Here is a 13,241-nt window from a genome sequence, read left to right on the forward strand (position 1 = left end):
AATCCCTTTTTTTGATTTTTGGGCGTGCCCCCGGCAAAGCGCCACTAGCGCTTTCGCCGGGGTCGGGCTATCCGCTCATATTCGCCTTGCGCGTGAGCGCAGCACATCGGCCTGCGTTGTCTGCCCTTCGGGCCAGCCAGCCTCGGCCTGTGCGCTGCAGCCCACCCGCTGCGGCTCATATCCGCTCCTATCCCTCACGCATACGCGGCCTTCCGGCCGCTTTATTTTCTTTACATGTACCAAATATTCCCACTTCTTCAACCCACAAACACCCTTGCACTCTTCATTTTCTTCGATTACCGCATTTGCATTATCCATCCTATCCGATGTTTCAAAGAATTTTGATTTATGAATAACTACCTGCTGGTATTTACTTTATTACTCGTCATTCGTTTCTCATCTCATGCACAAAACTTCACCTTCGACTACATCGACGTAGGTCAGAGGGGCGACATCTTAAATGGAAAAAAGGCAAGTACACAGCATATTTCCATCACTCCTACACACATAATCTACACCAACGAAAAAGGGACTGTTACCCGCTTTATAATTCACCGGCGAGACCAGATTGACCGTGACCACACCGCCTTTATGGTTTCCTGTGAGTGTACCACGGGCTCTGATGCAAATGTCAACGAAGCTCATCTACTTCGCTTAGGTCGAAATAAAATACTCTTTATGTTTTTCGAGCGAAACGGTGACTTTACCGCCTTTGGAAACTACAAATTCTTTTACAATCAAAATCCATAGCAATACATTTTCCACCGCTTCTTATTGCCTTTTAGCATTAAGCCTGCTGTATTCGCCTGAAAATTGCGGCAATCTAGCCGGCGGAGATGTAAGCCCTGTGGTATCGGTTAAGGCCATCATAAAGACCACCAAAGCTTTTTTCTCTTTCTCTGTCAACTTCAAAGGATCGGGAGGCAGCGTCTGATTAGGCAGCTGAATGCCAATGCCGTGTCCACCACCGAGGTCGTAAAAGCGGATTACTTCGTCCAGAGTGTGATAGACACCATTGTGCATGTAGGGTGCGGTCAGCGCAGCATTGCGCACGGTCATGGTCTTAAAGGCGTATTTGTGTGGCTCTGCATGTGCAAGGGTGTAGCGGCCTTCATCTTCGTCGATGCTGGCATTTTGCCAATCGGCCTTTGCGGGTACGCCCAGCACTTCAAACTCCGTTTCGCGATAAAAGGGAGGCACAGATCCATTAAACACCGGTGCAAAATGGCAGGTAGCACATTTTCCCTTGCCCATGAAAAGATTGAAACCCAGAAGTACTTCATCCGACACCTGGCCTCGATCGGTCATGTACTGGTCGAAGGGGCTGTTCAGACTTTTCAAGCTCATCAAATAGGCTTCCAATGCAGCAATTACCATCGGAAAGTCAATTACTTCGCTGCCAAGTGCTTTTTTAAACAGTTGCCTGTATTCTTCGCTGCTGTTGAGCTGTCGGGTCAGTTCCAGGGCATCTTTGTTCATCTCGTGGCGATTGAGCGTCACTTCGGTAAACTGCTGGCTGAGCGATGTAAGATGCCCATCCCATTGAAAAGCATTCTGATACACCACATTAAGCAAGGTAGGTGTGCTGCGCTTCAATGGCTTACCATCGAGCGAGAGGGGGGTTTTCAGGCCATCGGTGAAACCCTTGCCCGGCTGATGACAACTGGCACACGAACGGCTGTGGTCGTCGCTGAGCACCGGGTCATAGAAAAGAACTTTACCCAGTGCTACAAGGTCGGTTGATGGTTTTTTATTGGTTTTTTGGGGGAAAAATTCATTGATTTTTAAAAAATCCTCATAAAAAAGTCCCTTGCTAAACGGATTTAAAACCGATATGCCTTGAATGCGCTCTTCCGGAAAGTCAGTACCCAGACTCTCTTGCATCAAGGTTACGCCTCTGAATATGACATCAGTGCATTTTTTGATGAATTCAGCTCTGTCCAGAGCATCAAAATTTTTAGCAGCATTCAATAATTCTTCACCTCGGTACACTGCATTGCGCACCATTACGTATCCCTCGCGGTCGTCATAGAGTACAGTGTTAAATAGCTCAGTAACTTCCCAAATGCCATTAAGAGTGTGTCGTGCCTCTTCAATGGCGTCAAGTGATATCGGGCAGTCAAATCCGGTGATGCCCATCGTGGCCAGCCTTACAGCAGCCATTCTCAGGCTGTGGAATACCAGCCAGTCATAAAGCGTCTGAGATTTGACATATCGGTGCGACTCTTTGAGATAAAAGCGCAGTTTCTGAATTTTTTTTTCGATAAAATCCTTGTTTTCAATCACTTCATCTCCATACAACGCTTCTTCAATCACCTGAAAGCCCTCAGGGTCGCTCACTGCGGCCATGGTCTTTTCGTATTCGACTTTCGGGAGATTGGGGCCATTGATCCATCGAGCATTGTAAGAATCTACCGTTGCAGTAATTACTTCAAGTTTCTTATATATGTACCTCGCTTTTTTGAATTGACGGATTAAAGCAGGTACTCCTATTTTGTTTTTCAGACGTGCAGTGCTGTTTTCTAGCTCATCCAATTGTTTGTCGAGCAAGGCAAAATGCTCATCGATCCACTCTTTTAAGGGCTTATCTACGTTGGCATCCCAAGTATTGGTGGTAGTCGTAAAAGAGTAGATGCCAATCAGTATCGAAATAAGTGTAAATGAGAGTAAAACTTTCCGCTTCATAGTCTACTAAAAACTTTTTTTAATAAGGAAAACAGGCCCTTGGAGTACCAAAGACCTGTTTTATAAGACTTTTGAAAATTACTGAACAAGCTGAATCTTGTGTACAGAGCCATCCTTCAGACGGAGGAAGTACATGCCGGGCTTCAATCCATAAAGGTTGATGTGCGACATGTTTTCGCGCTCCATAATTACTCGACCGGTAGCATCGAGCAGTTCAAAATCAACGATTTTGTTGAAGTGTACTGCATTGAAAGTCGGGTTAGGATGCATGCGGAAGGGTGCTTCAGCATTTTCAATTTCTGGGATGTTGATAGTTCCTTGATTCTTAAACCCGGTTACAGCAATAGTAGTAGCTCTTTGGAAAGGATACACGTTACCAATAGAAGAGGTAGCCTGATCGTTGGCCAAAGAGCCCCCTGAGCCATCTGGGTGTTGGTTGTTGATAAACAAAGTCGATCCATCTGGAGTAAATACACCACCGGTAAACTCCGCATCGCGAGTACCGGTCATAAGGAAGAGCAAATTAGCCGGAGTCGGATTGGGAATGTCGAGATCAAGCAAGAAAGCCTTTGGAATTTCATATGGGAATGTCCCGAAAAAGTTTGGAACAATGCGGCCGAGGTTTGTTCCGATGTTGTCTTCCTGAAACAGGAGGTAACGTTTGTTTCCAAACTGAACGAATTCGATACCGTCAACGGAGTTGAACACAAAACGGCTTTCGGCAGGCTTGCCAGGCACTTCAGGGCCACCCATCAGGTATGGTTTCACTGAGGGTTCATTGGTGAGCGCATCTTCGAGTACCAACACAGTACCAAAAGGATGACGGCAAACGGAGTCGCTGAACGTGAAAAGATTGTTGTCGATCCAATGGCGCGGAATGGTCACACCTGTTCTCATGGAGGCAGCCATTGATTGATTGTCGCGACCGGTTTCAGCCAGATATACCTTACCGGTAGTGGGATCTACTTCTGTCCATTCAATGCGTTGGAAAGCTGTGGCACCCATGCGCGCTGCAATAGCAGGAGCGTTAATCAAAGAGTCGATGTGACGAGGAATCTGTAGCCACTGACCTTTGTAAGAACCTGGATTTTGCTTAAAAACATACAGATTTCCCTTTGTATAATCACCTGCAGAATCGGCTACATATTTCCAGATAAATGCAGCATGTGGCAGCGATGATGAAGGCACAAAGTCATTTCCGTGAATTAAGGTGCGGTTGTCAGGCATCGCAATAGTACCTTCGAATGACATGCGACCTGCATGGTAGAGCTTGCGAACAGCTTTTTTGGTATTGGGATCAATCATAGTAAGCCAGCCGAAATTCTGCCATGCTTTAATCTTTTGACCGCCAAACTCCGGCACATTTGCAGGGATCGTATAATTGCCCTGTCCATCGTATCCGTTGGTGGTTGCAGCAGTATCATGCCAGTTGCGAATCTGGAAGTTTGAGGTGTAGTTCGCAAAAATTTCTTCACCCGTAAGCACCATTCCATTGGGCAATAATGCACCACCGCAGTTTGTAGTAGTCCACCCTACTGTAGAAAAGTCAACAGCAAAGCAAGTATCACCGCCGGCAGAACGAGACTGATCGATGATCCAACCTTGCTGAGGATCCTTAATAACCGGTACCACAGACATGGCGCCACCCCAGCCAAGTTGAGGGCGCTCATCTTTGATCGTACGGCGCTCGTGGTTGATTACAAGTGTTCCCTTTGTGTTTGGATTTTGCGCATCAGGGATGTAGGTGATAAAGTCGTGTTCGCGGGGAGCAGGTACTGTGGCTGTTACACCGTCATTGCGGTTTACACGAACAAAATTTGAACCTTCGCGGAATACAACCTTCATCTGGAGGGATGAACCAACGCGCACCTGCACCGAACCAGCAGTATCCACGTTGTTAAGGGGCGTAAAAGGCTGAAAGCCTTGAGCAGCTGCCTGAAACCCTGCAGCTGTGAGGAGTGTGAAAAGTAGCGCTTTCTTCATTGCAGATAGATTTTGCGCTACAAACCACTGCAATTAACTTTACGAAATTGTATATCGGATTTGAAGTTATTTAAAAGGAATTGTTACCAAATTTAAAGGATCGTTAACAATGGTTTCAATTGTTGCTATCGAAAAATCAGTACATGTAAATTTTTGATTATTATTGAATATCCCTTTTTTGATTTACATAACATCTTGCTTCTAAACTACAGTGAATCTTAGAGAAGCAACACAAGTTCATTATCGCTCTACTTAAGAGCTTATTCTAATCTTTTTTTTGAAAGCTATAAACCCATTCAACGTAAGTTCTCTACTTCTGTGCCTTGTGGCTTGCTCTCTTTTTAAAACTCAAAGCGAAGGAAAAATTCACCAACATCAGTCCAAAACCAGCCACATACGGCATGGTGTAATGCACATCGTAAAGAGATCCCCCGATGATAGGCCCGATTAACCGGGCAAGTGAACCTGAAGATTGTAGGATTCCCAGGTAAAAACCCTGTTGTAGGGCACTTACTTCAGCGCTGAGCAAGGAGCTGAGCATGGGGTTGATAAAAGCATTTCCGAACCCAATGAGCGCCAGCGCCAACAGTTCGAGCGGCACAAATAGGTGTACCGGCACATACGGCATAGCCAACAGGCCTATGGCTAAGAGAAGATTACCAGTGGCCAGAAGAGATTTTTCGCCAAATCGGGCAGTGAATTTTCCTAAGAGCGAACCTTGAATCAGCACGGCAAGTGCCCCAACAAAGGCAAACGTGTAACCCACCTCGGCATCTGAAAGCTGAAATTTCTCATGCCAGAGAATTGCAGCCGTAATCTGCATCATCGAAAAAGCCGTGATAAAGATGATGTTGATGATAAAAAATTGATTTACCTCTGACTGCCGAAGCACTTTCACCATATTGCCAAAAGGATTTTGCCAGAGCGACGAAACTTTGTTTTTTGATTTCAAACTCTCAGGCAGTATAAAATATGCTAACAAAAAGTTGAAAGCCGAAAACATGGCAGCCGTATATCCTACCCACTCGATGCCAAAAGTGTCTTTAAGCCATCCGCCTAATGGAGGCCCCACTATGAAGCCTAAGCCAAAGGCAGCACCTATGAGCCCAAAATTTTTTGCGCGCTTGTCGGGAGTAGATACATCGCTGATGAATGCTTGTGCAGCCGAAAGGTTAGCCGCCCCCAGCCCGGAGAGCAATCGCGAGATGAGCAGTACCCATATCGAGCCGGCGTTGGCAAATACCAGATATGCCACTACCATGATAAGTATGCTAATTAAGATCACAGGCCGACGGCCTATTCTGTCGCTCAACGACCCCCAGAATCCTGAAAACATAAATTGCATGAACGAATAGCTGCTGGCTACTATACCTATCATTAGCCCATTGGCACCCAGTTCTTTAGCAAAAATCGGGAGAATCGGAATAATTAGGCCAAAACCCATCAAGTCGAGGAATACTGTAATGAATAAAACTGTAAGGGCTGCCTTAGGATTGGATTTCGAATCGACTTTAGACATGAATGCTTTCTTTAGGATCAACGATGTGAAGCTGAACTGCTTTGCGATCGAGTATAAACTGTGTGTTTTGTCGAGCAAAAAACGCGTTTGGGAAAATTTCTCGCGCTTCGTTTAGCAGCTGAGTTGGATCTTTATACCGAACCGAAAGGTGTCCAATCAACAGGTATTTTGCCTCTACTTGCAGTGCTGCCTGTGCTGCCTCAATGGATGTAGAGTGCCCTGTAAGTGGTGCAATGGAAGTTTCTGCTTTTGCGTACGTGGCTTCGTGGTAGAGAATATCGACCTTTCCAACTAAATCTTGCAAATTTGAAAGATATTGGGTGTCTGTGCAGTAGGCATACCTAAGCGCATCGGGCAAAGGAAGGGTGAGTTCTTTGTTGGGAATGATGTGTCCATCATCCGAAGTCCAATCAAATCCTTTTTTAATTTTCGGAATATCGCACGAGGGGATGTTGTATTCCCGAATTTTATCAGTGTTTACATTGCGGAGCGGAAAGACTTCTTCAAACACAAACCCCTGACAATCAATTGTGTGTTTCAATGGAAAGGTGTACACGCGTGCGGTATCGGCACTGTGCAGCAAGTATTTCTCGCCCATCGAAATACGGGTGCGGTGAATGATGTAGGTAAATGGATTATCGCTCTGGCGGTAAAAGAAAAATTCAACCAAATCAATGATTTGAGGCGGAGCAAAAAGATACAGCTCCTTTTGGCGCTTCATCAGATCAAGACTGCTGAGCAACCCAAGGAGTCCGAAGCAATGGTCGCCGTGGGCATGAGAGATAAAAATGGCATCTAGCCTGGCAAAGGAAAGTTTGTTTTTTCGGATCTGCATTTGTGTGCCCTCGCCACAGTCGATCAGGAAATGTTTGTTGCCGATTTCAAGCCATTGAGCAGTGGGAAAGAGGTGCGCTGTAGGTGTGGCACTTGAGCTGCCGAGGATTGTAATCTTAAGTGACATTTAGACTTATTTCTTATCCATAAACATTCGCCTCAACTTAAAACTGCGATAACAATCGAGCATTGAGGCAATCAACTCGTAATCACTTGAAGAATAAATTTTCTCTTCGCTCATTTGACAATAAAAAATGAGCATGCGCAAGCCTTCTTGGTCCAATCCTGTAAGCTCGAGCAGTATCTCCCGATTGTTTCCCAGGTCAAGCCGATCGATAAATTCATCGCGTTCGGCGATTCGCTCGAGTTCTTCCAGCTGCCGATGGCGAGAGCTAAACATTTGGTACAAATAATCAATTGGGCTGGCCAAAGTAGCTCTGCTGCGGCCTGGGGCGCGAATGTCTTTATCGGCCGGCAGCAGGGGTTGCTTTATTTCCATTGCCCGTGGATTGTTGGTGGTAAGGCGATAGCCAGTTACATCTACTTGAGCCAATTCGGTCGCTTTTTCAGTGAGCATCACTTTTACAATTTCAGCTCGGTAAGTGTCATCGATGTAGAGGTAATGATTTTTGTAGCCCAATCCGGTAATCTTAAGTGTATCTCCTACCTGAGCATTTAATTGAAAATAACCATTCGAAAGTGAAATGGTTCCTTTTCCGGTGCGAATATTAAGTATGTGCAGATTCTCAAGAGGTAGGGGCGTACGGCTGTCGTTGTAAATGAATCCTCGAACGGCAAAGACCTGGGAAAAACCCATCTCACAAGTGAGAAATGAAAAAATCAACGACCACATTAGCTGGCATTTCAGATATTCGCATCTGAAATTGCTATGAACTCTGAAGTTGATTTTGCGATGGAGTTCCAAGAATTATCTAAAACTTATTTCTATTATTAACGAAAATATTAACCATGTCAGACGATAAGAAGGTCATTTTTTCCATGAGCGGGGTCACCAAGACCTACTCATCAACCAACAAAACGGTGCTCAAAGATATCTATCTCAGTTTTTTCTACGGGGCTAAAATCGGCATTCTCGGCCTCAACGGATCGGGAAAGAGTACCTTGCTGAAAATCATTGCCGGTGTAGAAAAAAACTATCAGGGCAATGTTGTATGGTCGCCCGGCTATACCGTAGGCTATCTGGAACAGGAACCTCAATTAGATCCCACAAAAACAGTAATAGATGTCGTGCGCGAAGGCGTAGCAGAAACCATGGCACTGCTCGACGAATTCAACCGCATCAACGACCAGTTTGGCCTGCCGGAAGTATATGAAGACCCGGATAAAATGGATAAACTCATGGCCCGCCAGGCCGAGCTGCAGGACAAAATCGATGCCCTGAATGCCTGGGAAATCGATACTAAGCTCGAGCGCGCCATGGATGCCCTCCAATGCCCTGATCCTGATAAACCTATCTCAGTGCTCTCAGGTGGCGAAAAACGCCGGGTAGCCCTCTGCCGACTACTACTAAAGCAACCAGACGTACTTCTGCTCGACGAGCCTACCAACCACCTCGATGCCGAAAGCGTACTGTGGCTTGAACACCATCTGCAGCAATATCCTGGCACGGTAATCGCCGTAACGCACGACCGTTACTTTCTCGACAATGTAGCTGGCTGGATTCTCGAACTCGACCGTGGCGAAGGCATCCCCTGGAAAGGCAATTACTCCAGCTGGCTGGAGCAAAAGACCAAGCGACTCGAACAAGAAGAAAAGCAAGCTTCTAAACGACGTAAGACTCTGGAACGCGAGCTCGAATGGGTACGCATGAACCCAAAAGGACGCCAGGCTAAGGCGAAGGCTCGTCTGGCCAACTACGAAAAAATGCTGAACGAAGAGCAAAAAGAGAAAGAAGAAAAACTCGAAATCTACATACCCCCAGGACCTCGCCTAGGCTCACAAGTGATCGAAGCCCGCCATGTATCAAAAGCCTATGGCGATAAGGTGCTCTATGAAGATTTGAACTTCTCCCTGCCACCGGCAGGAATCGTGGGCATCATCGGACCAAACGGGGCCGGAAAGACTACTATCTTCCGCATGATTATGGGGCAGGAGAAACCCGACTCTGGCGAATTTATCATTGGTGATACTGTAAAAATCGCTTACGTGGACCAGTCGCACGAAAAAATGCACCCCGATAAGACCATTTTTGAAATCATGGCCGATGGACAAGAAGAGTTTGAACTCGGAGGCCGAAGAATGAATACACGCGCTTATCTAGGCCGTTTCAATTTTTCAGGCCAAGATCAGAACAAAAAAGTCGGCATGCTCTCAGGCGGTGAGCGAAACCGACTGCACTTAGCCATGGCGTTGAAGGAAGGTGGCAACGTATTGCTGCTCGACGAGCCCACAAACGATCTGGACGTAAATACCCTGAGAGCCCTTGAAGAAGCCCTCGAAAACTTCGCCGGCTGTGCCGTCATCATTTCACACGACCGCTGGTTTCTCGATCGCGTGTGTACACACATCTTAGCTTTTGAGGGCGAAGCCAAAGTGTACTACTTCGAAGGATCCTTCTCAGAGTACGAAGAAAATAAGCGCAAACGCCTTGGCGACACCACACCTAAACGCTTCAGATACAAGAAATTGGTCAAAGAAGCATAATCCTATCAGGCTATGCATTTTAAAAAACCACAACCTACCGATGTCCCAGCTTTTTACCAAGGTTATATCGCCTCATTGCCTGATGGACACGTGCTCAATCTTATGGAGCTCGGCAAAAAGCGCATGACTGACATGCTAAGCTCTTTGGAACCTAAAGACTTAAACACCTCTTACCAGGCCGGTAAATGGACACTCGCTCAAGTGATCCGCCACGTGATAGATGCAGAAACGGTCTTCTTGTATCGCGCCCTTACCATGAGCCGTAGAGATAGCACAGAATTGCCATCTTTTGACGAAAATAGTTGGGCTGACAGCACGGCTCTTAATGCTCAACTCCTGTCGCCAAGTGCTTTGCTAAGAGATTACTTATTGATTCGCAACTTGAGCATCAACACCTTTAGCCGCATGACAGTGGATGAACTCTTCTTCCGCGGCCGGGCGAGCAGCTTTGAAACCTGTGCCAACGACCTGGCTTTCATCATCACAGGCCACGAATACCACCACCTCAACGTAATCGGCGAACGCTACATCAAATTCTAATCACTATGGAAATTCGCAAACCTTTCAACCTACAGCAGTGGATAGAGGAAAACAGACATCTGCTCAAGCCTCCTGTATCCAACAAAAACCTCTACCCTGAAGGCACTGACTACATCGTAATGGTAGTAGGCGGACCCAATGCGCGCAAGGACTATCACTACAACGAAACTGAGGAGCTCTTCTATCAGCTCGAAGGGCACATTACCGTCCGGATACAACAAGATGGTAAACCCGTAGACATTCACCTCGGGCCGGGCGATATATTTCTACTGCCAGCAGGGGTACCTCACTCACCCATGCGCACTGAAGGTTCAGTAGGATTAGTGATTGAGCGTGTACGCGTTGGTAAAGGATATCAAGATGGGCTTCTCTGGTTTTGCGAAAAGTGCAATCACAAATTGTACGAAGTCTATTTTGAGCTGCACGACATCGAAAAAGACTTTCTGCCGCACTTCCGAGAATTCTACGGATCAGAGGCTCTGCGCACCTGCGACGCCTGCGGCCATACGATGGAAGCAGACCCGAGGTTTGTGTAATGCAGACCATACCGAGTTTAGAAGTTCTGACCACTTGTAAAAGTGTCAATTTTCATCCCACTCAAACTTGAAAGGGCTTTTAGTGGGTTTTGTGGGCTGAGTTGAATCTGAGGGTTCTTGCTTTGGTTTTGAAAACAATTGATTTCGCGAACGCACAAGCTCTGCCTTGATAGGAGAAATTTTAGGCTCATCGGTTGTGCCCGATATGCGTATCCAGATGCGGGCTCCATTTTCATCTTCTTCAAAAACCACATCGCTGAGCGATCGGCTGTACTTTCGCTTTTGGTAGAGTACATCGCTCAAACTTAGGCCCACCTTGTAGTCAATCGCATTTTCAAAACTGTGCGTACCTTCTAAAATGAGATTTAACGCATTTGAACGAATTTCAAACTGCGGAATTAGAATGAGCTGATTTTCAATCTTAAGTCTGTTGTTGAGTTCGTCAAAGCGAATGTCTTTCAGCACATCCACATCGGCAAAGCGGCCGAGAGCATCCATAGGCTCAAAATCGATCAACCTGCCATTTTGCACCCTCAGATCCATTTCTGCCGAAATCCGTCTGACATCGGGGTCGAGGTCAGCAGCGAGAGGAAGGCTAAACTGCACAGTGCCCGAGAGCTTGCCTTGCAAGTTTTTATGAGTGAGTGTCTTCTGCTCGAAGTTGTTGAAGCCGAGCATCAGCTGAGTGAGGTCTATTCGGCGCAGTTGGGTTTTGCCGTTTAGAGTGTAGCCTGCTGTCGTAGTATTAATGTTCCCTTCAAACTCCAAAGTGCCCCCGAAAAGATTCATGGTTAGAGGGCGAAATTCCAAGTTTTTATCTTGCTTGAGAACCTTTGCTTGTATATCAGTACATTTTAATTGTTTTACGGTGTAGGTACCGATTTCGATTTGTACATCTAACAGCGTGCGATCGAGTGCAGCCAGTGGTGAACTGGAAGAAGTGGCCGATGACTTCCAAAAATTTTCATCATACGCATCTATTTCGAGCACACCCCTTACCTCAACGAAAGCCGTTGAGTCAACCAACCACTCGGCTAAACCTTTTATCTGAAGATCAGCATTCACATTTCGATCGTTCACCGAAAGCCTTTGTTGAAAGTTTACTCCCTGCTTGTCGATCGAAAGATGTAATGCTGGTATCGATAGGCTGTTGTTTTCTATTTGAAGGTTGAGGCGCTCAGAGCGCAACACACATTCAAATTTTTCGGGAAGCACTAAGTTTTTATTCCTTCCGGTAGATTCGTCCATTCGGTATCTGAACTGTACCTGGGCATTCACAGCGCCTTGCCCGCTTACTGATTGACTAAAACCTGCCAACTTAGCCAAACCATTGGGCTCACCCTTTACAGCCAAATTTCCATCGATCAGGTTAGATTTCTGTTTTTGAATGGCAAGAGTACCTGTCACTTCAGTACTTGCGCTGCGACCAGCGAGTTCGCTAAGTTTGATTTCAAAACTATTACTTTCGTAATGAGCGGATCCTTTTGCTTTTAATTCGTCGATTTGTATATCGCTTTTTGTCCATAAAACTTTTTGAAAACTGCCATTGAAAGTAGATGTAATTGCCCAATTATCTGCTGATTTTTTTGCATGAATCTTTGCTGAAATATTATCATTTTTAACTTTAAAATCAGAAAGGTACTTAGATAATATTTTTTGTAGAGATGGATTAGAAAAAATCTTTTGATTTTGACATTCAAATGATAATTCATCTTTCGAATTTTCTCTCGTAAAAATCAAATCAAATTTTGCTCTATCAATGGTAGCATTTTCTAGCTTAAGTGATATAAAATCTTGACCATTTATAAAATCACAAACAGCGGAATGTGAAATTTTGTCTTCAAATAAAATGTCGGGTGTGCGCACATACATGTTCTGAGCATTCCAAAATCCTTTTATGTGAACACTATCGCTAAAACTGGTTGAAAGATCTGATGTAAAGACTTGTTGAGAAGTAAATATTTTATCTCTGAAATCACTCAATGTAACTTGAATATTGTTAAGATACAATTTTTCTATATTTATAGGCGATGTCGTAGTAGATAAAGTATCTGTTTTGAAAATGGTGAAATTGTTGCTTCCATCTTCAAAAAATTTGATGTGCGTATAACCATTTTCGAGGCCAATTTCATTGATGTAATATCGACCATACACCACATCGAGCAATGAAAATTTTATGTACAGATTCTCGACTTTCAACAGCAATTCAGGGTTTTCGACAGTCGACTCGGTACAGCGCACTTGTGTGAAGACGACTGCTAAGTGGGGAAAGTGTTTAAAACTCACATCTACTTTGTAGACCTCTATGGGTACAGCGAGGTGATCATTCAATTGGCGAATAACTGCTTGGATTACTTTATCTTTTTGGTAATAAAAGTACAAGGATACTCCCCCTGCAAGCAGTAGAAAGGCTATACCGATCCAAAATGCTGCTTTGAAAGCTTTTTTAATCCAATTCATTTCGTACAAAAGAAACGAAT

General features: G+C 45.2%; 10 protein-coding genes. 4 read left to right on the top strand and 6 right to left on the bottom strand.

The features are described 5' to 3' along the window. Positions 1-348 precede the first annotated feature (348 nt). Entirely contained in the window at positions 349-750 is a 402-nt protein-coding gene (locus tag EIP89_RS04840) for a hypothetical protein (protein WP_124397534.1), read from the top strand. A gap of 21 nt (positions 751-771) precedes the next feature. On the opposite strand, the gene EIP89_RS04845 is transcribed toward EIP89_RS04840, so the two are convergent. The 5 genes from EIP89_RS04845 to EIP89_RS04865 form a co-directional block, all read right to left on the bottom strand. After that, positions 772-2,685 (bottom strand): cytochrome-c peroxidase, encoded by a 1,914-nt coding sequence (locus tag EIP89_RS04845; RefSeq protein WP_124397535.1) that lies wholly within the window; start codon positions 2,683-2,685, stop codon positions 772-774. Between the two features lie 78 nt (positions 2,686-2,763). Further along, entirely contained in the window at positions 2,764-4,668 is a 1,905-nt protein-coding gene (locus tag EIP89_RS04850) for an alkaline phosphatase PhoX (protein ID WP_124397536.1), read from the bottom strand. A 310-nt stretch (positions 4,669-4,978) separates the two neighbouring features. Next, a complete protein-coding gene (locus EIP89_RS04855) occupies positions 4,979-6,187 on the bottom strand; it encodes an MFS transporter (protein WP_124397537.1) in 1,209 nt (402 codons plus the stop codon). Then, a complete protein-coding gene (locus EIP89_RS04860; protein ID WP_124397538.1) occupies positions 6,180-7,148 on the bottom strand; it encodes a ribonuclease Z in 969 nt (322 codons plus the stop codon). Before EIP89_RS04860 ends, EIP89_RS04855 begins: the two co-directional genes overlap by 8 nt. Before the next feature lie 6 nt (positions 7,149-7,154). Continuing rightward, the gene (locus EIP89_RS04865; RefSeq protein ID WP_124397539.1) at positions 7,155-7,874 is read right to left on the bottom strand and encodes a hypothetical protein; all 720 of its coding nucleotides are present in this window, start codon (positions 7,872-7,874) and stop codon (positions 7,155-7,157) included. A gap of 116 nt (positions 7,875-7,990) precedes the next feature. Between EIP89_RS04865 and ettA the strand changes: the two genes are divergently transcribed. The 3 genes from ettA to EIP89_RS04880 are packed head-to-tail and all read left to right on the top strand — an operon-like array spanning position 7,991 to position 10,761. Beyond that, positions 7,991-9,685, top strand: coding sequence for an energy-dependent translational throttle protein EttA (ettA, locus tag EIP89_RS04870; RefSeq protein WP_124397540.1), 1,695 nt, complete (start codon positions 7,991-7,993; stop codon positions 9,683-9,685). A 12-nt stretch (positions 9,686-9,697) separates the two neighbouring features. Then, positions 9,698-10,225, top strand: a complete 528-nt coding sequence (locus EIP89_RS04875) for a DinB family protein (RefSeq protein WP_124397541.1) — start codon at positions 9,698-9,700, stop codon at positions 10,223-10,225. A gap of 5 nt (positions 10,226-10,230) precedes the next feature. Further along, complete coding sequence (locus EIP89_RS04880) at positions 10,231-10,761, top strand: 3-hydroxyanthranilate 3,4-dioxygenase (protein ID WP_124397542.1); 531 nt, start codon at positions 10,231-10,233, stop codon at positions 10,759-10,761. A 45-nt stretch (positions 10,762-10,806) separates the two neighbouring features. Here the strand turns inward: EIP89_RS04880 and EIP89_RS04885 are convergent, their stop codons facing one another. Continuing rightward, positions 10,807-13,221 carry an AsmA family protein gene (locus EIP89_RS04885; RefSeq protein ID WP_124397543.1) on the bottom strand — a complete coding sequence of 805 codons (2,415 nt, stop codon included), beginning with the start codon at positions 13,219-13,221 and terminating at the stop codon, positions 10,807-10,809. Between the last annotated feature and the right edge of the window lie 20 nt (positions 13,222-13,241).

It is taken from the genome of Thermaurantimonas aggregans (genome assembly GCF_003851885.1).
GTDB lineage: Bacteria > Bacteroidota > Bacteroidia > Flavobacteriales > Schleiferiaceae > Thermaurantimonas > Thermaurantimonas aggregans.

What these genes read in the sequence shown, in the direction of transcription:
- EIP89_RS04880 (WP_124397542.1), top strand. Translation starts at nt 10,231, where the DNA reads ATGGAAATTCGCAAACCTTTCAACCTACAGCAGTGGATAGAGGAAAAC.
- EIP89_RS04875 (WP_124397541.1), top strand. Translation starts at nt 9,698, where the DNA reads ATGCATTTTAAAAAACCACAACCTACCGATGTCCCAGCTTTTTACCAA.
- EIP89_RS04865 (WP_124397539.1), bottom strand. Translation starts at nt 7,874, where the DNA reads ATGTGGTCGTTGATTTTTTCATTTCTCACTTGTGAGATGGGTTTTTCC.
- EIP89_RS04855 (WP_124397537.1), bottom strand. Translation starts at nt 6,187, where the DNA reads ATGTCTAAAGTCGATTCGAAATCCAATCCTAAGGCAGCCCTTACAGTT.
- EIP89_RS04840 (WP_124397534.1), top strand. Translation starts at nt 349, where the DNA reads ATGAATAACTACCTGCTGGTATTTACTTTATTACTCGTCATTCGTTTC.
- ettA (WP_124397540.1), top strand. Translation starts at nt 7,991, where the DNA reads ATGTCAGACGATAAGAAGGTCATTTTTTCCATGAGCGGGGTCACCAAG.
- EIP89_RS04850 (WP_124397536.1), bottom strand. Translation starts at nt 4,668, where the DNA reads ATGAAGAAAGCGCTACTTTTCACACTCCTCACAGCTGCAGGGTTTCAG.
- EIP89_RS04845 (WP_124397535.1), bottom strand. Translation starts at nt 2,685, where the DNA reads ATGAAGCGGAAAGTTTTACTCTCATTTACACTTATTTCGATACTGATT.
- EIP89_RS04885 (WP_124397543.1), bottom strand. Translation starts at nt 13,221, where the DNA reads ATGAATTGGATTAAAAAAGCTTTCAAAGCAGCATTTTGGATCGGTATA.
- EIP89_RS04860 (WP_124397538.1), bottom strand. Translation starts at nt 7,148, where the DNA reads ATGTCACTTAAGATTACAATCCTCGGCAGCTCAAGTGCCACACCTACA.